The 21,575-nt window shown below is 68.7% G+C and carries 19 protein-coding genes; 15 read left to right on the top strand and 4 right to left on the bottom strand.

From position 1 onward, the window contains the following. Positions 1–9: 9 nt before the first annotated feature. Positions 10–339, bottom strand: a complete 330-nt coding sequence (locus G3I54_RS23975; protein ID WP_164616925.1) for a hypothetical protein — start codon at positions 337–339, stop codon at positions 10–12. Between the two features lie 213 nt (positions 340–552). On the opposite strand from G3I54_RS23975, the gene G3I54_RS23970 reads away from it, so the two are divergent. The 7 genes from G3I54_RS23970 to G3I54_RS23940 all read left to right on the top strand — a co-directional run bounded on the left by G3I54_RS23970 (position 553) and on the right by G3I54_RS23940 (position 8,315). Further along, the gene (locus tag G3I54_RS23970; RefSeq protein ID WP_164616924.1) at positions 553–1,365 is read left to right on the top strand and encodes an arylamine N-acetyltransferase; all 813 of its coding nucleotides are present in this window, start codon (positions 553–555) and stop codon (positions 1,363–1,365) included. Between the two features lie 286 nt (positions 1,366–1,651). Continuing rightward, the gene (locus G3I54_RS23965; RefSeq protein ID WP_030086931.1) at positions 1,652–2,863 is read left to right on the top strand and encodes a pyridoxal phosphate-dependent aminotransferase; all 1,212 of its coding nucleotides are present in this window, start codon (positions 1,652–1,654) and stop codon (positions 2,861–2,863) included. Between the two features lie 120 nt (positions 2,864–2,983). Then, positions 2,984–3,391, top strand: a complete 408-nt coding sequence (locus tag G3I54_RS23960) for a hypothetical protein (RefSeq protein WP_164616923.1) — start codon at positions 2,984–2,986, stop codon at positions 3,389–3,391. 168 nt (positions 3,392–3,559) lie between these two features. After that, positions 3,560–4,687 carry a hypothetical protein gene (locus tag G3I54_RS23955; RefSeq protein WP_343240404.1) on the top strand — a complete coding sequence of 376 codons (1,128 nt, stop codon included), beginning with the start codon at positions 3,560–3,562 and terminating at the stop codon, positions 4,685–4,687. A 52-nt stretch (positions 4,688–4,739) separates the two neighbouring features. Next, positions 4,740–5,990 (top strand): toxic anion resistance protein, encoded by a 1,251-nt coding sequence (locus G3I54_RS23950; protein ID WP_164616922.1) that lies wholly within the window; start codon positions 4,740–4,742, stop codon positions 5,988–5,990. Then, positions 5,987–7,627 (top strand): substrate-binding domain-containing protein, encoded by a 1,641-nt coding sequence (locus G3I54_RS23945; RefSeq protein ID WP_164616921.1) that lies wholly within the window; start codon positions 5,987–5,989, stop codon positions 7,625–7,627. Before G3I54_RS23950 ends, G3I54_RS23945 begins: the two co-directional genes overlap by 4 nt. 82 nt (positions 7,628–7,709) lie before the next feature. Continuing rightward, the gene (locus G3I54_RS23940) at positions 7,710–8,315 is read left to right on the top strand and encodes a hypothetical protein (protein WP_164616920.1); all 606 of its coding nucleotides are present in this window, start codon (positions 7,710–7,712) and stop codon (positions 8,313–8,315) included. 234 nt (positions 8,316–8,549) lie between these two features. On the opposite strand, the gene G3I54_RS23935 is transcribed toward G3I54_RS23940, so the two are convergent. Further along, positions 8,550–10,376 (bottom strand): phosphoenolpyruvate carboxykinase (GTP), encoded by a 1,827-nt coding sequence (locus G3I54_RS23935; protein WP_164616919.1) that lies wholly within the window; start codon positions 10,374–10,376, stop codon positions 8,550–8,552. A gap of 222 nt (positions 10,377–10,598) precedes the next feature. On the opposite strand from G3I54_RS23935, the gene G3I54_RS23930 reads away from it, so the two are divergent. Next, positions 10,599–11,291, top strand: a complete 693-nt coding sequence (locus G3I54_RS23930; protein WP_164616918.1) for a hemolysin III family protein — start codon at positions 10,599–10,601, stop codon at positions 11,289–11,291. A gap of 70 nt (positions 11,292–11,361) precedes the next feature. Here G3I54_RS23930 and G3I54_RS23925 read toward each other — a convergent pair whose 3' ends face one another. Next, entirely contained in the window at positions 11,362–13,383 is a 2,022-nt protein-coding gene (locus G3I54_RS23925; RefSeq protein WP_164616917.1) for a thioredoxin domain-containing protein, read from the bottom strand. Positions 13,384–14,034: 651 nt separating this feature from the next. On the opposite strand from G3I54_RS23925, the gene G3I54_RS23920 reads away from it, so the two are divergent. Together G3I54_RS23920 and G3I54_RS23915 are read left to right on the top strand one after the other, a co-directional pair. After that, complete coding sequence (locus G3I54_RS23920; protein ID WP_164616916.1) at positions 14,035–14,586, top strand: hypothetical protein; 552 nt, start codon at positions 14,035–14,037, stop codon at positions 14,584–14,586. Between the two features lie 48 nt (positions 14,587–14,634). Beyond that, complete coding sequence (locus G3I54_RS23915; RefSeq protein ID WP_164616915.1) at positions 14,635–15,501, top strand: TIR domain-containing protein; 867 nt, start codon at positions 14,635–14,637, stop codon at positions 15,499–15,501. A 14-nt stretch (positions 15,502–15,515) separates the two neighbouring features. Here G3I54_RS23915 and G3I54_RS23910 read toward each other — a convergent pair whose 3' ends face one another. Further along, entirely contained in the window at positions 15,516–16,376 is an 861-nt protein-coding gene (locus tag G3I54_RS23910) for a hypothetical protein (protein ID WP_164616914.1), read from the bottom strand. A gap of 90 nt (positions 16,377–16,466) precedes the next feature. On the opposite strand from G3I54_RS23910, the gene G3I54_RS40025 reads away from it, so the two are divergent. From G3I54_RS40025 to G3I54_RS39065, 5 genes are all read left to right on the top strand, one after another. Next, positions 16,467–16,598, top strand: coding sequence for a hypothetical protein (locus G3I54_RS40025; RefSeq protein ID WP_275408012.1), 132 nt, complete (start codon positions 16,467–16,469; stop codon positions 16,596–16,598). Between the two features lie 70 nt (positions 16,599–16,668). After that, the gene (locus G3I54_RS39715) at positions 16,669–17,088 is read left to right on the top strand and encodes a hypothetical protein (protein ID WP_239144540.1); all 420 of its coding nucleotides are present in this window, start codon (positions 16,669–16,671) and stop codon (positions 17,086–17,088) included. Between the two features lie 18 nt (positions 17,089–17,106). Further along, entirely contained in the window at positions 17,107–17,574 is a 468-nt protein-coding gene (locus tag G3I54_RS23900; RefSeq protein WP_343240403.1) for a Uma2 family endonuclease, read from the top strand. 507 nt (positions 17,575–18,081) lie between these two features. Beyond that, positions 18,082–19,527, top strand: coding sequence for a CBS domain-containing protein (locus G3I54_RS23895; protein WP_164616913.1), 1,446 nt, complete (start codon positions 18,082–18,084; stop codon positions 19,525–19,527). Positions 19,528–19,764: 237 nt separating this feature from the next. Further along, a complete protein-coding gene (locus G3I54_RS39065) occupies positions 19,765–21,381 on the top strand; it encodes a hypothetical protein (RefSeq protein WP_203687072.1) in 1,617 nt (538 codons plus the stop codon). Positions 21,382–21,575: the final 194 nt, after the last annotated feature.

Here is a 21,575-nt window from a genome sequence, read left to right as displayed (position 1 = left end):
CACCCTGCGTCAGGCGTCCGCCGCCGCGGCCTCCTTCGCGTACGTCACCGCCTGGAGCAGCGTCAGACCGGGTTCGGCCTCGCGCAGGATCTTGATGGCCGCCACGGAGTCCGCCGGGCCCTCGTGCCCGGCGGCGTCGAGGTGCTGCCGCACCCACCGGCCGCGCAGCTCCGCGTCCGGGCGCCCGGCGGATTCCTCGGCCAGGGCGAGGGCGCGCTCCAGGCCGGGGCGCTCGGCGTCCGTGGCGGTCTCCAGCGCATGCCGGATCCCGGCGACGACTTCGGGTGCGTCGTGGAGGACGAGTACGGCGAGGGGCTGGGGCTTCCGGAACAGGCTCATGGGCCCACCCTTCCCCGGCCTGCCCGGCTCTCACCGGAGTTGAGCAAGATCTGAGCCGCCTGCCCTGCCGTATGCCGCGCCGCATCCCCCGCCCGGTGCCTCCGGCCCGGAGCCCGGCCGGAGGGTCTCGGTCCCGGGACCGAGGCCCTCCGGCCGCACATGTCGGTCCGCAGCCGGAGGCGCACCCGAGCCCCGGCTGCGTACGGTCGGCGTATGACACTCGACCTCGACGCGTACTTCGCCCGCATCGGCTGGACCGGGGAGCCCCGCCCCACGCTGGAGGTGCTGCGGTCCCTGCACCGCGCGCACCTGCTCGGCATCCCGTTCGAGAACCTGGAGGCCGTCCTCGGCTCCGCGCCGTCGCTGGCGCTCGACGACCTGGAGGCGAAACTCGTACGCGGCGGGCGCGGCGGGTACTGCTACGAGCAGAACACCCTCTTCTCCACCGCGCTCCGGCAGATCGGCTTCGCCGTGACACCGCTGACGGCCCGGGTGGTGCTGGGCGCGGCGCCGGGCGACATCCGGCCCCGTACGCACATGCTGATGCGGGTGGACGTGGCGGGCGAGCCGCACCCGTATCTGGCGGACGTCGGATTCGGGACGGTCGGGGCGCTGCTGGAGCCGATCGAGCTGGTGGAGGGCGCCGAGCTGTTCGACGCGCCGCGCCGCCACCGCCTGGTCCACGCGCCGCACCACGGTCCGCTGCCGCTGTGGGAGCTCCAGACCGACCAGGGCGGGTCGTGGGAGCCGCAGTACACCTTCACCCTGGATCCGTACGAGAAGCCGGACTACGAGGTGATCAACTGGTTCATCGCCACGCACCCGCGCTCGCCGTTCCGGCAGGCGGTGTACGCGCAGCGCACCCGGATCGGCTCGCACCTCGCGCTGTCCGGGCTCGACCTGGTGGAGACGGCCGACGACGGCACGGTCCGGGAGCGGCAGCTGAAGGACGGCGACGAGGCGCTGCGGGTCCTGGCGGACGATTTCGACATCCGGCTCCCGGAGGACACCCGCCTGCCGGAGTAACCGCCCCGGCGGACGGCTGCCGGAGTGAACCCTTCCGCCGCGGGTCTCGCCGCAGGCCCGCCGTATGCCGTGCCGCCGGAGTGGCCCGCGTGGCGCATCTCACCCGTTCCGGCGGCCCACACCTCCTTTCCAAGCCGCGACGCCGCCCCGACCGGGCGATCCCACGGTCCGGGGCGGTGGCGGGCATGGCGATGGAAGACGGGCCGGGGCCGGAGCGTGCCCCGGAGGGCGTACGGCGGGAGCGATCCCCGCGCACCCCGCGAAACGCGGCCGTAAGCTCGCGGACATGCAGGTCATCCAGTCCACGAAGCTCTCCAACGTCTGCTACGAGATCCGGGGCCCCGTGCTGGAGGAGGCGATGCGGCTGGAAGCGGCCGGTCAGCGCATCCTCAAGCTGAACACGGGCAACCCCGCCGCGTTCGGGTTCGAGTGCCCGCCGGAGATCCTGGAAGACATCCTGCGCAACCTCGCGGGCGCGCACGGCTACGGCGACGCGAAGGGCCTGCTGTCGGCGCGCCGTGCGGTGATGCAGCACTACCAGACCAAGGGGATCGACCTCGACGTCGAGGACATCTACCTGGGCAACGGCGTCTCCGAGCTGATCCAGATGTCGATGCAGGCGCTGCTGGACGACGGCGACGAGGTGCTCGTACCGGCCCCCGACTATCCGCTGTGGACCGCCTCGGTCTCGCTGGCGGGCGGGACGGCCGTGCACTACCGGTGCGACGAGCAGGCCGACTGGATGCCGGACCTCGCGGACATCGAGCGGAAGATCACCGACCGGACCAAGGCCCTGGTGATCATCAACCCGAACAACCCGACCGGTGCGGTGTACGACGACGAGATGCTGCGCGGTCTCACCGAGATCGCCCGGCGGCACAATCTGATCGTCTGCTCCGACGAGATCTACGACCGCATCCTGTACGACGGCGCGACCCACACCCCGACGGCCTCGCTGGCCCCGGATCTGATGGTGCTGACCTTCAACGGGCTCTCCAAGAACTACCGGGTGGCCGGCTACCGCTCCGGCTGGATGGCCGTCTGCGGCCCGAAGGCGCACGCCACCTCGTACATCGAGGGGCTGACGATCCTCGCCAACATGCGGCTCTGCGCCAACATGCCCTCGCAGCACGCGGTGGCCAGCGCGCTCGGCGGCCGGCAGTCGATCGAGGACCTGGTGCTGCCGGGCGGCCGGATCCTGGAGCAGCGGGATGTGGCGTACGACCTGCTGACCTCAATCCCCGGGGTGACCTGCGTGAAGCCGAAGGGGGCGCTGTATCTCTTCCCCCGGCTCGACCCCAAGGTCTACAAGATCAAGGACGACCGGCAGATGGTGCTCGACCTGCTGCGGGCCGAGAAGATCATGGTCGTGCAGGGCACCGGCTTCAACTGGCCCGAGCCCGATCACTTCCGAATCGTCACGCTGCCGACGGTGGAGGACCTGACCGACGCGGTGACCCGGATCGGCACGTTCCTCGACGGTTACGGACAGCCGTAGCGCGCCTGGGCGGCTTCCGGCGGTTACGGACAGCCGTAGCGCGACCACAGTTCCGGATCGTGCACAACTTTAGACTCATTCCAATGTAGGATGGTTCCACGCACCATCGGGAGGCCATCCATGTACGAGCCGATCCGCAGCCCCTCGGTCCACACCCCGGCCGACGACGCGGACTTTCCGCACCGCAGTCGCGAGGAAGAGCTGGACATCCAGCTCGCCGGGCATCTGGCCGCCCTCCTCGCGGTCACCGACGAACTGGGCCTCGGCACGGCGGGCGACCGCATCGCCGAGCAGGTGGCCCGGCTGCGCGGCGCCCCGCCCGCCCGGCACGCGGGCCTGACCGACGCCGCCCCCGCGGACCTCCACCGGCGCGCCCACGCGCTGGCGGGCCGTGCCCTGCTGGTGGCCGCGTCCCGCGCCGACACGACCGCCGCCATCCTCTCCGCCGAGCGGATGGACGCCCACACCGCGGCCCTGGCCGCGCTCGCCGACGCCGCCCCCTCCGGGCAGCTGGTCGGCGCCCACTGACGGCCCCGGTCCGCATGCCGCGCAGGCGTGCGGACCGGGTGCCACGACCCGCCCACGGCCCGAGCGGCACCGGACGCCGGGTCCGGCCCGCCCACGGCCTCCGGGACACCGGCCGTTGCGTTCTGGGATGGCCCCTTCATCTGCCGTCCACCCAACTCGGCCCGGAATGTGGGTTTCCGCGAGCACGCTGCGCGGGTGAGACGCATCGTGGGAATCGTCCTGGCGGTCGTGCTGATCGCCGGTGTGGCGGCCGCCGTCGCCCTGGGCCGTGACAGCGGGGACCGCGGCACGGCCGCGAAGACCGTGCGCGGGGTGATCGGGTCGGAGAAGGCCGAGTTCTTCGCCGACCCCGACACCGTGAAGGCCCTCGCCGCCAAGGGGTTCACCGTCCAAACGGAGACCTCCGGGTCCTGGGCCATGGACCGACTCCCCCTGAAGGGCCACGACTTCGCCTTCCCCGGCTCCAAGGCCCCGGCCGACGAGCTGCGCCGGGGAGCCGAGGCCCTGGGCGGCCCGCTGCGGCCGTTCTACTCACCGCTCGTCGTGGTGGCCCACCGCAACGCGGCCGAGGTCCTCGCCGACAACGGGCTCGCCCGGCTGCGGTCCGAGGGCGGATCGAAGTTCACCACGCAGGGCACGCTGCTCATGGGCCCCTACCTGGCGGCGGCGCAGGACGACCGGACCTGGCAGCAGCTCAAGGGGGCTTCCGGGCATGCCGAGTTGAGCGGCACGGTGTTCATCACCAGCACCGACCCCGTCGCCTCCAACTCCGGCGCCCTCTACCTCGCCGCCGCCTCGTACGTCGCCGACGGCGGCCGGGTCGCCGCGGATGCGAAGGCCGTGGAGCGCACGGCGCCGCTGCTGCGCAAGCTCGTCCAGGTGCAGGGCGCACAACAGACCAGCAGCGACGCGCCGTTCCGGGACTTCATCAGCGGGGTCGGCAATCCGCTCGTGCTGGTCTACGAGTCGCAGGTGGCCTCCCTCCTGATGAGCAGTCAGCGGCAGGAGATCGGCGACCTCGTCGTCCTCTACCCGGACACCACGGTCTCCAGCGACCACACCCTCGTACCGCTGACCGCGCACGGCCGCGAGCTCGGCGAGCTGCTGTCCACCGACCCCGGGCTGCGGAAGCTGGCCGTACGGCACGGCTTCCGGCCGCAGGGCGCGGCGGCCGAGTTCGGCGCCGCGACCGCGGATCACACCGCCTACATCGACCAGCGGCTGACCGGCGTACGCCAGGCGCCCGTGCCCACCGCGGAGGTGCTGCGCTCGATGGCACGGCGGGCCCGCGGCTGACGACGCCCGGCCCGCAACCGGCCCAGCTCCCCGCAGTCAGGAGACCTCCACCATGCCCCAGAACGCCGGGCCCCGGAACGCAGGGCCCGAGAACCCCGGCCCCCAGGACCCCCGAAGGCCCTACGACCCGCCGACCACCCCTCTCGTCCTCACCCCGCCCGCACCCGTCGCCCCCATCCGCACCGAGCAGGCCGCCGGGCTCGTCCCGGTCGAGGAGGCCGTGCGGGCCGACATGGTCCGGCGCGCCGAGGAGTACGTCGACGGCCTCGCCGAACTCGACGCCCGCTCCCCGGAGTTCGGCGCCCGGGTCGGTGAGATCACCGCCCTCGGGCAGAGCGACATCCGCAGCGCCGCCCAGCAGTCCAACCGGATGCTGGACCGCACCGTCCGCTCGCTCGCCTCCGGCGAGGGCGACGCCCCAGCCCGTGTGGGGGCCTCGCTGGTCGAGCTGCGCCGCACGGTGGAGGACCTCGATCCGCGCGACGCCCCGAGGCGCGGGGCCCGCCGGCTGCTGTCCCGGCTGCCGGGCGGGCGGGGGCTGCGCGACCACGTCGCGAAGTACGCCTCCGCCAAGGGCACCCTCGACCGGATCGTGCGCTCGCTCCGCAGCGGCCAGGACGAACTGCGGCGCGACAACGCCGCGTTGCACACCGAGCGCACCCATCTCTGGGGCTCCATGGGCAAACTCCAGGAATACGCGGTCCTCACCGAGGCCCTCGACGGCGTCGTGGAGCGGCGCGTCGCGGAGGCCGAGGCGGCGGGCGATCCGGCGCGGGCGGACGCGCTGCGCGCCGACGTCCTCTTCCCCGTACGGCAGAAGCACCAGGACCTGCTGACCCAGATCGCGGTCTGCGCCCAGGGGTATCTGGCGATGGACGTCGTGCGGCGCAACAACGAGGAGCTGATCAAGGGCGTCGACCGGGCGGCCACCACCACCGTGTCCGCGCTGCGGATCGCGGTGATGCTGTCCTCGGCGCTGGAGAACCAGCGCAGGGTGACCGAGCAGGTGCGGGTGCTGCGCTCCACCACCGAGGACCTGATCCGGGGGAACGCGGAGATGCTCGCCACGCAGAGCGGGGAGATCCAGCGCCTGGCGGCCGAACCGGCGGTCGGCGTCGAGACCCTGCGCACGGCGTTCGGGCAGATCTACGCGACGCTCGACGCCATCGACACGTACAAGGCGCGGGCGACCGAGACCATGGCGGCCACCGTGCAGTCGCTGACCGCCGAACTCCAGGAGGCCGGGGCCCGGTTGGACCGCAGCCGCACCTCGGATTCGGCACTGGAGGGGGGCCGGTCATGAGCGACCGACGCCCGAGAAGGGCTCTTCCCGCCCGGCGCGCGCAGGCGGCCCGGCGCACCCTGCTCCCCCTGCTGGCCGCGGTCCTGCTCGTCCCGCTCGCCGCCTGTACGACGGACAAGGACGCCGGGCGGGACAGCGGCCGGGGCGGCGACGACGGGCGGGCGCGCACGGGCACGGTGCGGGTCCTGGCCTCCAGTGAACTCAGCGACATGGAACCCCTGTTGGAGAAGGCCCGCGAGGCGACCGGGATCACCGTGCGGCCCACCTGGGCGGGCACGCTGGACGCGGTGGAGCGCCTGGCGTCGGGGAAGGCGGACGGCGCGTTCGACGCGGTGTGGCTGTCGTCCAACGACTATCTGCGGCTCGATCCGGAGGCCGCCCGCAGGATCGCCTCCGAGACCCCGCTGATGGCCTCGCCCGTCGCTCTCGGCGTGCGGCCCGCGACGGTGCGGCGGCTCGGCTGGGACGCCGATGCGGTCAGCTGGGCGCAGGTCCACCAGGCGGTCGCGGCCGGTGACCTGACGTACGGGATGACCGACCCGAACCGCTCCAACTCAGGTTTCTCCGCCCTGATCTCGATCGCCTCGGGTCTCTCCGGCGCCCAGGCGGCGCTCACCGACGCCGATGTCCGCAAGGCCGGGCCGAAGCTGAAGGAGTTCTTCGCGGGGCAGCGGCTGACCTCCGGTTCCTCGGGCTGGCTGGCCTCCGCGTACGCCCGGCGCTCCACCGTGGACGCGCTGATCAACTACGAGTCGGTGCTGCTGTCGCTGAACCGGGACAGCGGCGCCGGGCTGACCGTGATCCGCCCGCGCGACGGGGTGGTCACCGCCGACTACCCGCTGAGCGCGCTGAGCGGGGCCACGCCGGAGGCCCGCGACGCCGTGCGGACGCTGACCGAGCACTTCCGGTCCACCGAGGTGCAGCGGGAGATCACCGCGCGGACGCTGCGCCGCCCGGTCGTCGCCGCCGCGCGCCCCGCCGATCCGCTCTCGCCCGAGCAGCGCCGCGAACTGCCCTTCCCCGGTACGCGGTCGGTCGCGGACGGGCTGCTGTCCTCGTACGAGCACCGGCTGCGGCGGCCCTCACGGACCGTGTACGTGCTGGACACCTCCGGGTCGATGAAGGGCGAGCGGCTGGCGCAGCTGAAGTCCGCGCTGGACGGGCTGACCGGCGACTTCCGCGAGCGCGAGCAGGTCACGCTGCTGCCGTTCGGGTCCACCGTCAAACAGGTCCGCACGCACACCGTCGACCCGGCGGACCCGAAGGCGGGCCCGGCGGCGATCCGGACGGACGCGGCGGCGCTGACGGCCGAGGGGGACACGGCGATCTACTCCTCGCTCGCCGCGGCCTACGACCACCTGGGCCCGGACACCGAGTCCGCGTTCACCTCCATCGTGCTGATGACGGACGGCGAGAACACGGCGGGCCGGTCGGCGGCGGAGTTCACGTCGTTCTACCGGGCGCTGCCCGCCGCCCGGCAGGTCACCCCGGTGTTCCCGATCGTGTTCGGCGACTCCGACCGCTCGGAGCTGGACGCGATCGCCGAACTGACCGGCGGCCGGCTCTTCGACGGGACGAAGAAGGAGGGCCCGGGCTCGCTGGACGGGGCGTTCGAGGAGATCCGTGGCTACCAGTAGGCACCGGGCGGGGAACAGGCCGTCGCCGGCTGCCGGCGGGGATCCGGCGGGGAAGAGGTCCCTGGCCTCAGGTACGGCGGTGGTGGCGGCCCGGGTGACCGGCTATCTGGAGTCGGCCCGGAATCTGACCGGCAGCGCCGCGGCCCTCGGCGGGCTCGCCCTCACCTTCGCCGGGTTCGCGGGCGCGTACTGGCCGGTGGTCGTCGGCGGGCTGTACGGGGCGGGCGCCCTGATCGCCCCGCCGCGCCGCCCGCCCGCCCCGGCGTTCGAGGAGCCCTCCTCCCGGCTGGACGAACTGCGGGCCGACCTCGCGACCCTGCGGGCGTACCTGGACCGGGTGGACCTGCCGCCCGGCGGGACGGAGCGGCTCGCCGCGCTGACCGGTCTGCTGGACGGGCTGCTGGCCCCGGGCTGGGTCTCCGAGGCGCTGGCGGACGACCCGGAGGGCGTGCATGTGGTGGCGCGGGCGGTGCGCCGGGACGTTCCGGAGTCCGTCGACACCTATCTGCGGACCCGGTGGTGGACACGGCTCGCGCCGGGCGGGCGGGCTCCGGAGGAGGAGCTGGAGCGGCAGTTGTCGCTGCTGCACGCGGAGGCGCAGCGGCTGGTGGATGGGCTGCGCGAGGCGGAGGAGCTGCGCCAGCGGTCGCACACGAAGTATCTGGAGGACCGGGGCGGCACGGTGTAGACGCGGAAGCGGAAGGAAGACGGCCCCCGGAACCGTGAGGGGGTTCCGGGGGCCGGAGGGGCTGTCCGTGGTCGGGGACGGCCCCGGGGCTGTCGGCTGCGCACCACGAGCTGCGAGCAACGAGCTGCGGGCCACGAGCGACGACAGGCCCCTTACCGCGGCGGGTCGTTCGGCCCCACAGGTCAGGGCGGATGTCCGATGGACCCGGCCGCGGGGTTCAGGAGGAGCGGCGGCTCAGCCCAGGCGCTCGACGAGCGCGTGGTACTCGTCCCACAGCTCCTTGGGCGTGTGGTCGCCGAAGGTGTTGAGGTGCTCGGGGACCAGGGCGGCCTCCTCGCGCCAGACCTTCTTGTCGACGGTGAGGAGGAAGTCGAGGTCGGCCTCGGAGAGGTCCAGGCCCTCGGTGTCGAGCGCGCCCTTGGCCGGCAGGATGCCGATCGGGGACTCGACGCCCTCGGCCTTGCCCTCCAGACGCTCCACGATCCACTTGAGGACGCGGCTGTTCTCGCCGAAGCCGGGCCAGACGAACTTGCCCGCGTCGTTCTTGCGGAACCAGTTCACGTAGTAGATCTTGGGCAGCTTCGACTGGTCGGCCTTGTCCGCGCCGACCTTCACCCAGTGGTTCATGTAGTCGCCCATGTTGTAGCCGCAGAACGGCAGCATGGCGAACGGGTCGCGGCGCAGCTCGCCGACCTTGCCCTCGGCGGCGGCGGTCTTCTCGGAGGCGACGTTGGCTCCGAGGAAGACGCCGTGCTGCCAGTCGAAGGACTCGGTGACCAGCGGGACGGCGGAGGCGCGGCGGCCGCCGAAGAGGATCGCCGAGATCGGCACGCCCTTGGGGTCCTCCCACTCGGGCGCGATGATCGGGCACTGTCCGGCCGGGACGGTGAAGCGGGCGTTGGGGTGGGCGGCGGGCGTGCCGGACTCGGGGGTCCAGTCGTTGCCCTTCCAGTCGGTGAGGTGCGCGGGCGCCTCCTCGGTCATGCCCTCCCACCACACGTCGCCGTCGTCGGTGAGCGCGACGTTGGTGAAGACGGAGTTGCCCCACATGGTCTTCATGGCGTTGGCGTTGGTGTGCTCGCCGGTGCCGGGCGCGACGCCGAAGAAGCCGGCCTCGGGGTTGATCGCGTAGAGCCGGCCGTCCTCGCCGAACCGCATCCAGGCGATGTCGTCGCCGATGGTCTCCACGGTCCAGCCGGAGATCGTGGGCTCCAGCATGGCGAGGTTGGTCTTGCCACAGGCGGAGGGGAACGCGGCCGCGACGTACTTGGACTCACCGCGCGGCGGCGTGAGCTTCAGGATGAGCATGTGCTCGGCGAGCCAGCCCTCGTCGCGGGCCATGACGGACGCGATGCGCAGCGCGTAACACTTCTTGCCGAGCAGGGCGTTGCCGCCGTAACCGGAGCCGTACGACCAGATCTCGCGGTCCTCGGGGAAGTGCGAGATGTACTTGGTGGTGTTGCAGGGCCACGGAACGTCCTCCTGGCCTTCGGCCAGCGGCGCTCCCAGCGTGTGGACGGCCTTCACGAAGAAGCCGTCGGTACCCAGCTCGTCCAGGACGGCCTGGCCCATGCGGGTCATGGTGCGCATGGAGACGGCGACGTACGCGGAGTCGGTGATCTCGACGCCGATCGCGGAGAGCGGCGAGCCGACGGGGCCCATGCAGAAGGGCACGACGTACATGGTGCGCCCGCGCATGGACCCGCGGAACACACCGTTCTCACCCGTGAAGATCTCCCGCATCTCGGCGGGGTCCTTCCAGTGGTTCGTGGGGCCCGCGTCCTTCTCCTCCTTGGAGCAGATGAACGTACGGTCCTCGACGCGGGCGACATCGCTCGGGTCGGACGCGGCGTAGTACGAGTTCGGCCGCTTGATCTCGTCCAGCTTGGTGAACGTGCCCTTGGCGACGAGCTCCCCGCACAGGCGCTCGTACTCGGCCTCGGAACCGTCGCACCAGACCACCCGGTCCGGCTGGGTGATCGCTGCGATCTCGTCGACCCAGGAGATCAGCTCCTGGTGGTGGGTGGGGACAGTGAGGGGAGCCGCGATGTCGCGCGCCACGATCGCTCCTAGTTGAGGGTGTCAGTTGTCTGAGGCCCCGTGGGGGCTGCGACCCGGATGCTTCGTACCCTTCGAATTCCCCTGGCGCTCATCCGGTGCCGACTGCACTCATTTGATCATCCGACCGATCCGCCCATATGTCCAGGGGGCCTCACACGTGAGCATCGCCACTCATTTGCGCCCCATATCCGCTACCTACGGTGGCGTAGGTAGCATGCGGATATGACTGACGCCGCCGCTAGCGCCGCGACCCCGGGCCCCGTCGTACTCGACCCCGTCCCCGTCAAACCGCGGATGCGCGGCTGGCTGCACGCCGGGATGTTCCCCGCGGTGGTGATCGCCGGGATCACCCTGATCGCCCTGACCGACAGCACGACGGGCCGGATCGCCTGCGGGGTCTACATCCTCAGCGCCTGTCTGCTGTTCGGCGTCAGCGCGGTCTACCACCGCGGCACCTGGGGGCCGCGCGGCGAGGCGGTGCTGCGCCGTCTGGACCACGCGAACATCTTCCTGATCATCGCGGGCACCTACACCCCGCTGACGCTCCTCCTGCTCCCCGAGTCCACCGCCCGGCCGCTGCTGTGGGCGGTCTGGGCGGCCGCGGCGGCGGGCATCGCCTTCCGGGTGTTCTGGGTCGGCGCGCCGCGCTGGCTCTACACCCCGTGCTACATCGCGATGGGCTGGGCGGCGGTCTTCTTCCTGCCCGACTTCATGCGGACCGGCGGTATCGCGGTCCTGGTCCTCGTCGTCGTCGGCGGACTGCTCTACAGCGCGGGCGGCGTGATCTACGGCATCAAGAAGCCGAACCCGTCGCCGCGCTGGTTCGGCTTCCACGAGGTGTTCCACTCGCTGACGCTGGCGGCGTTCATCGCGCACTACGTGGGCATCTCGCTGGTGGCGTACCAGCACGGATAGGGCACACGCAGGACGTACGGACGAGGGGCCGGCCGCGGCAGCGACCGGCCCCTCCGCTCTCTCCGTACGGCTACCGGCCGCCCAGCTTCACGGCCAGCTCCCCCGCATCCGTCGTCGGCGCGTCGCACACGAAGTGGCGGCAGACGTACGCGGTCGGCTCTCCGCCCACCAGCGGCCGGTCCACCAGCAGCGGGAACTCGGCCCCCGCACCCGGCCCCTCCCCGGCCGCGACCACCGCGCCCGGAGCCCGCCCCAGCAACGCCGTACGGTGCAGCTCCCCGCCGACCGGCCCGGCCACGGCCACCTCACGGGGTCCGTCCAGCAGCGCCTCGGCCACGGCGAGGCCCCAGCCGACGAACCGGGGAACGCGCGGACCCAGGGCCTTCACCACACCGAGCGCGCCCTCGGCGGCGGTGCGGTGGGCCTCGGACCCGGTGTACGCGGCGTACGAGAGCAGCGCACCGGCGGCGGCGGTCCACCCGGACGGGGTGGCGCTGTCGGTGGGATCCTGAGGCCGCCGAATGAGCTGCTCGGCATCGTGGGCGGTGTCGTACAACTGCCCGCCCTCCCCCGTGAACTGCTCCAGCACGATGTCCAGCAGGAACCCGGCGAACTCCAGCCAGGCGCCCTCCCCGGTCACCGCCGCCAGCGCGAGGAAGCCCTCGGCGACGTCTCCGTAGTCCTCCAGCACCCCGGCGTTGTCTCCGGCCCGCCCGTCCTTGGAGGTACGGGCCAGCCGGGCCACCTCGCCCAGATGCACCCGCACGAGCAAGTCAGCGGCCTCGGTGGCCCGCTCCACAAGATCGGGCCGGTCGAAGTAGGCCCCGGTCTCGGCAAGGGCGGCAATAGCAAGCCCGTTCCAGGCGGCAACAACTTTGTCGTCCCGCCCCGGGCGCGGCCGCTCCTCACGGGCGGCCAGCAGCCTGGCCCGTACGTCCGCGACCCGCGCGGCGTCCACGGGCCCGGCGTCCCCCGGCAGCCGGAGCACGGAGGCCCCCTCCTCGAAGTTCCCGTCCTCGGTCACCCCGAACCAGGCGGCGGCGAAGGCGGCATCGTCCTCCCCCAGCACCTCCCGCAGCTGCGCGGGCGTCCACACATAGAACGCCCCCTCGACATGCCTGCCGTCCGCGTCCTCACTGTCCGCGTCCAGCGCCGAGGCGAACCCGCCCTCGGCCGTCCGCAGCTCCCGCACCATGAAGTCGGCGGTCTCCAGGGCGATCCGCCGGGCCTCGTCCGATCCGGTGGTGCGCCAGAGATGGGCGTACACACGGCACAGCAGCGCATTGTCGTAGAGCATCTTCTCGAAGTGCGGCACGATCCACTCCCGGTCCACGGAGTACCGCGCGAAGCCCCCGCCGAGCTGGTCGTAGATCCCGCCCCGGGCCATCGCCGAGCAGGTGTCGGCGGCCATCTGAAGGGCGCCTTCCGCTCCCGTACGGGCGTAATGCCGCAGCAGGAACTCCACCGCCATGGCCGGCGGGAACTTGGGCGCACCCCCGAACCCGCCGTGCTGCTCGTCGTACTCCCGGGTCAGCCCGAGCAACGCCTGAGCGATCTCCGACTCCCCCGGCACCCCGTCCCCACCATGGACCAGGGAACGCCCGGCCAGATCGGCGACAATGCGCCCCGCCACCTCAGCGACCTCGTCCCTGCGGTCGGTCCAGGCGGCGGTGACCCCTTCCAGCACCTGCTGAAAGGAGGGCGAGCCGTGCCGGGCCTCGGGCGGGAAGTAGGTCCCGAAGTAGAAGGGTTCGGCATCCGGCGTAAGGAAGACGGTCATCGGCCACCCACCGTGCCCGGTGGCCGCCTGCACGGCCTCCATATAGACGGCGTCGACGTCGGGCCGCTCCTCCCGGTCGACCTTCACCGGCACGAAGTGCGCGTTGAGGTAGGCGGCCACGGTCTCGTCCTCGAACGACTCGTGCGCCATGACGTGGCACCAGTGGCAGCTGGCGTACCCGACGCTGAGCAGCACGGGCACATCCCGCTTCCTGGCCTCCTCGAACGCCTCGGGCGACCAGGGCCACCAGTCGACGGGGTTGTCAGCGTGCTGAAGCAGATAGGGCGAGGTCACGCCAGCCAGCCGGTTCATACGGGCATCGTTGCACGCTCTGGGGCGGCGAGCCCAGAGCGGCTGACCGCAACACCAGAAGCCTCGACAGAAGGGCAAGGGCTCCCCTCTCGGTCTAGGCCCACCGGGGCGTACAGCTCCCCCAGTGCTCCCCCATCTCCCGATGCCCACTGGCCCCATGCACGCTCCAGGGCAGAGCGTCCGACTCGCTCATTTCGAACGCCCGCCGTTCGAGTCCGAGGCGCTCCAGCAAAGGACCATGAGCCAGGCGTGGCTCGCCCGCTTCATAGCCCTCGGGATCGGATCCAGCGAGTCCGTACCTTTCGTGCACGGCAGGACGGTCAGGCGCAGGTCCGTTCAGCTGGGCGGCGAGCTGCTCGGCAGTGTCCTCCATTTCCGCAGCAGGGCGGAATCGCACAGCGGTGAACCCCTTCCATGCGGGGCTGCCCTGGCGTTGGCTGCTTCGAGCTTCAACGAGAGCAAGACTGCTGCAACAGCATTCCGAAGCAGCTTCAACGCTTCGCAGCCGCATGAGGGCGATTCACTATCGCCCGCGGCCATCACTCTCCGACCTCAGACCCGGAGATAAAATTACAATAACACCATTGACGGGGGAGGTTTAACGCCATCCCCATTTGGATATCTTGCGGACCATCACCATGGAGGACGCAAATGATTACATCAATCGTGACAGCTGGAGCCGGTATCGTAATCGCGATCATGGCGTACTGGCTGAATCATCGAGGAGAAGTTCGCAGATCCCTCAGAAAGGAACGGATCAACTGGGTGAGTAGCCAGCTAAAAGACCTTTACGGCCCGCTTCTAGTTTTGGCGGAGACCAACGAACGGGCGTGGAGAGAATACCGGAAAGCATATTTTCTGCCCAATTCGGTAGAACCACCAGAGGGTTCACTGACGGAATCGGTTTCGATTCGATGGCACGTGTGGGTTAAGACGGTCTTTGCCCCAAGGGCTCAACAGATAAGGGAAATCGTCACCGCGCGTGGAGATCTCATTATCGAAAGAGAGATGCCGGCAGTGGTGCTTGACTTCTGTGCCCATGCAGCAACCTACGATGCACTGTTGGCGGACTGGGGCACTACTGCTGTTAACGACTCTACGCTGATCCGTCACCCGGGAAGCGGCTTCCTGTCGTACGTACGCGAGTCGTACATCACCCTGAAAGCCGAGCAAGAAGAATTGTTGAAATCGAGCCGACCCTAATAAGAACGCAGGCCATTGACAACGAAACCTCGGAGAGGATAAACCATCATGAAGGTGTTCCTGAGTTGGTCCGGAGAGCGCTCCAGAAAAGTAGCTGAGGCGCTAAAGGACTGGATTCCGGACGTCATCCAGGAGATTGACCCATGGGTCTCGAGTCAGGACATCGCCAAAGGCGGAAAAGGGATCGAGGAGATTACTCATGAACTTGCCGCGACAGACTTCGGAATCATCTGCGTAACCCCAGAGAACGAAGCATCACGGTGGATCAATTTCGAGGCCGGATCTCTTGCGAAGCAATTCAAAATTGCACATGTTGCTCCATTTCTAATCAACATGAAGATTGCAGACCTAACCGGCCCCCTCTCCAAGTTTCAGGCAACCGTAGGCGAAAGTCGGGACGACGTCCGGAAGTTGATTGGCGACATAAACAGGGCGTCAGCGGGTCGAATGGTGGCAGAAGACCGCCTGGAACGGGCATTCACACGAAGCTGGCCGGAATTGGAACAGGCTCTCCTGGATGCCTGCAGAGCGCCCCTACTGGAGGGTACGCAGCATTCGATCGAGCGGTCTGATGCAGAGATGCTTGAAGAGATCCTACTACTGGTTCGCAAACAAGAGTATCGTGGGACGAACCTAGAAGGAAAGACAAATCAAGCGGAGGAGAAACTGTCACGCAGCCGGCGCATTAGCGAGGATGAGTTCATCTTGGCATCATTTGCGAAGATTGGATGGCAGGTGATCGAGTCTTCGTGGGAAAATACCGAGGTGCACATTACTGCACGACACCCGGAGGGCAGTGAAGCGTTCTTGTCACGTGATTTCATTGAACGCATCGCTAAATCTCTGGAAAGGCCAGTGGTTGTGATTAACGATTCGGGAAACGTGCTGATCCGCGGCGGTATCGACTCCCCCTAGCGCCCACTATCGATTCACCGGTCAAACTTCACCTCTATAGGAATTGGCATTTTCTCCGTTTTCCTAAAGCGCAAGTTCTCGATTTTTTCTTCCTGCACCCAGGCGTTCCATGCCTTGATATAGATAGCCACTTGCTCCCGCATGGTGTATCGACGCTTGCGACCTCTTCCCTTCGCATGGGGGACCTTAGTCAGGGTGAGCCGCGGGTCTCCAACCTCCAAGTTCGCACCTGAGGTCAATCCGTCGATCCAGCTTTCCACCTTCACTGCGGGAGCCGCCTCGGTCGTGACAAAGTACCCCACTGCCGCGCCGGTTTGACTCGCAAATACATGCTTGGAAAGGGTGCGGCCCGTGGCCACAGCTTCTCGATACATGTCACTGTCTTCAGTGTATGCCGCCAGAATGCGACCGTTCGCAATGCGGGCCCTATTACCACTCCACGACAAGTCCGGCATGTTCTTGAAGAGAAGAACGTGACGAATAGTCGAGTGAAGCAAGGGGAGATATTTTTCACCAGTAGAGGAAAGTGTGTCCACACCACTGCGCCGCTTTCCTGTGTCAAGGACAGGGAAAGCGCTTTTGAGGAGCCCCTCGAAAACGTAGATCCACACCGAAACCCCGGCCTTAATGATGGCATTCAAGCGGTGCTGACCATCGAGTAGGCATCCTGTATCAAGCGGCCCGTCAAGCGCAATTCCTTGGTGTGTTAACTGCCACTCCCCGCGGATGATCGAATCAGCCAAGAAGTCTACTTGCCCCCAGTCCAAGCGGCGATTGACCACGGCTCGGGACAGCAAAATCTCTGCCAACTCCGGACCGACCTGAATGAGACGTGGTACTGGCGCATCTTGAGGTGTCCCGCTATCGATAACCACCCTAAGATAGTACGGGCCTTGATGGCGCAACGTCACCAAAGACCTAAATTGATCACTTCCGAACGTTTGTATTCAAACCGGGAACGCCGCATGCGATGGACGAGCTGGCCGAGGATCGTGACGGCCCACGAGGAAGTACACGGCGCGCTCACCGAGCAGGAGATCGAAGCCATCCGACGCGAGTTGTTCGGAGACAAGAACGCCGAGCAGTCCGCCACTTAGCGGAGCACCCAGCCACTCTCTCGTGCCCGACTCCGAGGCGCTCTCCCTGCCCCTGCGCAACGACGGCAGGATGGCTGCTCGCATCGAGGTATCCCGGCAGGCCCGAGTTCCCGTCCTCGTGTCTGCGCTGACCATCATCGAAGCCGTGCATGGGATGACCGATCTGGCGCGCCTGAAGTGGACGCTCTCCCTGCTGCGGATGGAACCAGTCAGCCAAGAGGGCTCCCTGACCGCAGGGGAGTTGCTTCTAGCAGCAGTGGCAGCTCGCATACCCGATGTTGAGGAGAACGGTCCTGTCCCACCTCCAGGACACCCGAGCGCTTCCGAAGTCGAGCGCCCCGACATCGCAGGGCAGTACGCTGAGTCCAGCAGCGCTGACACTGCGGAAGCACCTCGAAGGAGGCATACCGTGACCGCCGAGATGGTGGCCCCCGCGTGGATGCACACGCAGATCAGCGCGGAGGAGTATGACTCCTGGTCCGAGGAGTAGTGTGCGGGCATCGAGATCGTGCACGGAATGGTCGTCGTGAGCCGGAGCGCCTCCAAGCGCCACAACCGGCTGGCCCGCATCCTGGCCAACGCCCTGGACGCCGCCGCGGGCCCGGACTGGAACGCCGACACGGACTTCGACGTCCGCCTGCAGGACGTTCCGCTCACCAACCGCCGCCCGGACGTCACCGTCTACCGGGCGGAGAGCATTGACCTCACACCCACCCGCCCGGAGCACGTACTCCTGGTCGTCGAGGTCGTATCGCCCGGCTCGGAGACCACCGACCGGATCGTGAAGGTGGACCAGTACGCCAAGGCCGGCGTCCCCTTCTACTGGCGGATCGAGCAGGCCGCCACCGGGATCCCCGTCGTCTACACCTACGTTCTCGATCCCGCCACCAAGGCTTACAGAGACAGCGAGATGTTCACCGGCAAGGTGAAGACCACTGCGTCTTTCTCCACCATGGTCGATCTTGGGGCCTTGTAAGGAAGCGAGAAGTTGCCCCGCTATTGACACTTGACTGTTAGCGCCCGCACCGCGGTTCTTCGCGGACCAATCAGGGCGGCCGCCTACAAAATCGCCCCGGCGCCTCGGCATCCAGATGCAGTTCGTCGATGCCGCTGCCGGGCCGGCCGCTGCTGGAACCGCGAAACTGCAGGCGAGTACGGGCTGACGTGTTCCACCAAGCCGACCGTACGCGGACGCCGCCGTCGGCGGCGAGACAGGTGGGCGTCGGGGAGCAAGGGCCGACGCCCACCGTCTTCATCTCAGCCTGGCGCGAGTTGCCGCTCATCAGGCTGCAGGAAATCGCGGACAGCGCAATGGCGTCGCCCTTACCGCAGATGTAAGCCTGGGGCGCGGGCGGATCGTAACGCAGGGGTGGCCCCGTGCGACCAAGTCCCCTCCGGAACGCTGAATTGGACGGCGGCGCGGAGCTCATCTCTGAGATGATCGGGCCGTATAGAGGCAAGACCGAAACGGGAGGAAACGCTGATGACCGATTCCGCGCTGGGCGACGGTACGGAAGAACCTCCGGGACGGGCCTCCTATCTGTTCGAAGGGCGACGGGTCCTGGTCGCCGACCTGGTCGCCGCCGGGTTGCTGAAGGCAGGCGCACAGCTCGCTTTCCGGCGTAGGCGATCTGGGGAGGTGCACATCGCCCACGTGACCGCGGACGGCAGGATCGAGCTCAGGGACGGACGCCGGTTCAAGTCCCCTTCCACCGCGGCCGCGGCAGCCACCGGGCGTGGCCCCTACGACGGATGGACCGCCTGGGAACTGGAGGACGGCACCCTGCTGGACGTTCCCAGACAGGAGCTCCTGGACTCGGTGGCGGAGCCGCCTCTTCCAGGCAGCCCTGCGGGGGACAGCTCCGCGGCGCGGCACGCCCTGCTGAAGGATGCCCGGAAGCAGGCCGACGCCGGCACTCCCGTCACCCTCACCGTCCGCGACCTGCTGGGCTGGTGGGAAGCGTCCCGGCGCGGCTACCTGGTCAGCGAGCAGATAGCCGCCGAACTAGCCAACCACGGCCTGTCCACTATGCCCGACTTCGCAGCTGTTGGGATCGACGACCGTGTCACCTTGACAGGGCCATCCGCAGACCCCGAGGACGTCGAGGAAGAGAAGGAAGCGCCCGAGCAGGAGGCGACGACGGAGAAGGAGACGCCAAGGACGATCCGTGCGCCAGGGCCCTCCGACGACGAGGACAAGGGCGAGCCGATCCAGGGCCAGACAGTCGGCAACCTGCCCTCGGCGCTCCGGGGAGTGGTGTCGGTGACTTCATCGGCGAGCTTCGAGGAAGTCTTCACCAAAATGCAGCTCAACGGGTACTCACAGCTGCCCGTCCTGAACGGAACGCGGAACCTCCAGGGGGCCGTCACCTGGGAATCCGTTGCCCTGGCCCGTCACACGGACAGAAGCGCTCCATTCTCCCGGGCCATCACCAAGGCCCACGCCGTCAGCTATGCCGATCACCTGATCGATGTCATTCCGCATTTGGAGCAGCACGGCTTCCTCCTGGTGCGGGACCAGACGAACCAGATCGCCGGGATCATCACGATCGCCGACGTGGCAGCCGAATACGGTGCCACGGCCCGGCCGTTCCTACTCATCGGCGATCTCGACCGGCAACTGCGCCGGATCATCTCGGAATGCCTCGACCTTGAGGAAGTGATCAAGCTCTGCGATCCGGAAGGACTCCGCGGACTCACCTCCTTCGGTCAGTTGACCTACGGCGACTATCTACGGGTGCTGAGCAATCAGGATCAGTGGGACAAGCTCGGCTGGCCGCTGGACCGCAAGTCCTTCACGGCCCACCTCGATGAGCTGCGTGCGGTCCGGAACGAGTTGATGCACTTCAACGACAAGGACAAGGTCGGCGATGACGCCGTTCCGAAGCTCCGTCACATGATCGAGCTGCTGCGCACGTACGGAGGGTGAGGCGAGGCGTTCGGCCGCTGCAGGACACCCGGGGGGCATGTGCGGCCCACGTACGCCGTCGGCCACGCTCGCACCGGGCGCGCTCCTGGACTGGTGGTGTCCGCAGGGCCCTCCATTGCGGCTGTTTGGGCCCCTCGACAGGGCCCCCGGACCCTACCCCTGCCCACAGAGGCGTCGCTACCTTCGTTCCCGGCGGGCGTGCGGCCCGGTGATACAGCGGTGAGGACGAGGTGACGCGTGAAACGCAGCGACCGGATACGCCTGGGTGTGCGCGCGAGCAGCGGGCAGACCGCCATCGAGTACCTGGCCCTGATCGCCGTGGTGGTCGCCGTGGTCGGTGCGATCGTCGCGACCAGCATCGGCGGTTCGCTCTCCCGTACGGTCCATGCGCAGGTCTGCCGCATCGGCCCGGCGGGATTCGGGGGTGTCGACTGTTCCGATGACAACGATGTCGACACCGCTCGGGCGGAGAAGCCGAGCGGCGCCGACTCCGGTGTGCCAGCCGACGACGGAGCCGGCGAACGCCTCGGACCGACGCTCGACGAGCCGGTCCGCAAGTCCGTCGAGCTGCCTCCCGGCAGCACCCCGAACGCGCTGCCCGACCTGTGCTTCGAGCCCCGGGAGTCGAATTCCTCGGTCAAGGTGCCGGGCAGCGGGGTGCTCGGCAACACCGCCGCCTGGGGCTACTCCTGGCTGGTCAACTTCGTCATCGACAAGATCGACAACGAGAAGAACAAGGAGAAGCGGGTCAAGCTGGCGCTCGACGACCTCGCCTACTGCCTGCCGGACTACAACATCGTCATCGCCCAGCCGCACGAGGGAAATCTCCAGGAGATGGACGGCACCGCGCTGATCGAGACCGTGCAGATCAGCGGCACGACCTACCGCGTCTACGCCTTCAGGTCCGGGAAGTTCACCTGGGCCGAGGACGCCGACCTCGGCTGGAAGAACCGGGCGTTCCACGGTGTGTTCGACGTCAGCGAGGACCGTCGCACCGTCACGTTCCGGGAGCCGCCCAAGCCGAAGCGGAAGGAGGGCTGGAAGCCGGGCGACGAGGGCTGCCAGGTCGAGGGCCAGGAGCCCCCCGACCGCAGCCGGTACTACAACACGTACTCGCCGCTGGACGACGAGGGATCGACCCAGGCGGTGCGGATGCTGGTGAACGACATGCGCCGCTGCTATCCCGACTACAACGTCGTCGCGATGCACTCCGAGCAGGCCTCGCACTGGGTGGACGAGCCGGACTCCTTCGTGCACCAGGGCCGGTACCGGCTGAACTCCAGCGAGTACCACGAGGACGAGAAGGGCGACGACATCGCCTCGGGCCGGGCCGTGTTCGACGTCTACGTCTTCGAGAAGGGCACGTTCAAGAACGACGGCGACGGCGGCTACACCAACTGGGCCATGTACGGGAACTTCGAGCGCGACGGCATGGAGGCGACCTTCGACCGGCCGGCCCCCGCCGATCTGGACGCGGACTCCACGGCCACCGGATCCGGCACCGTACATTTCAACGACGAGACACCGAAGTACACCGGTGGCGGGCCCTATCCCGGCACCGACTACTCCGGCAAGGTGCCCGGCGACAAGGCCGAGCTGACGCACTCGCTGCTGGAGGAGTACGGCCGCAGCTTCCCCGACAAGAACATCATCACCGCCAAGTCGTTCAACGACCTCTCCTTCTCCGGGGTGTCCGGCCTGGAGCACCTCGCGGTGGTGGACGGCGTCGACGTGTTCGCCGTCGACAGCGGGACGATCACCAACCGGGGCGACGGCGGCTGGAAGAACTGGGGCTTCACCGGCTCCTTCGAGTACGAGGAGGACGCGAAGGCGGTGACCTTCGCCAACCGGTGATCCGGGGGGGGAGCGGCAGTGCTGCCGCCCTCTGCGGCGGCCGCGAACGGGCCCTCGCAGCCCCCACCGTCACCGCTCTCCGGCCGCGCCTTGACCCTCCCCTTGTCCGGCGCCCCTCGCGCCGGAGCGCGCCACGCAGGACACTTGACCCCGACGCTTGATATCCGACGCTTGACATCTGACGCTCCGGAACC

The organism is Streptomyces sp. SID14515 (genome assembly GCF_010548505.1).
GTDB classification, from domain to species: Bacteria; Actinomycetota; Actinomycetes; order Streptomycetales; family Streptomycetaceae; genus Streptomyces; species Streptomyces caviscabies.
Note: the sequence above shows the minus strand (reverse complement) of the source record. Positions and strands in the feature narration are given on the sequence as shown.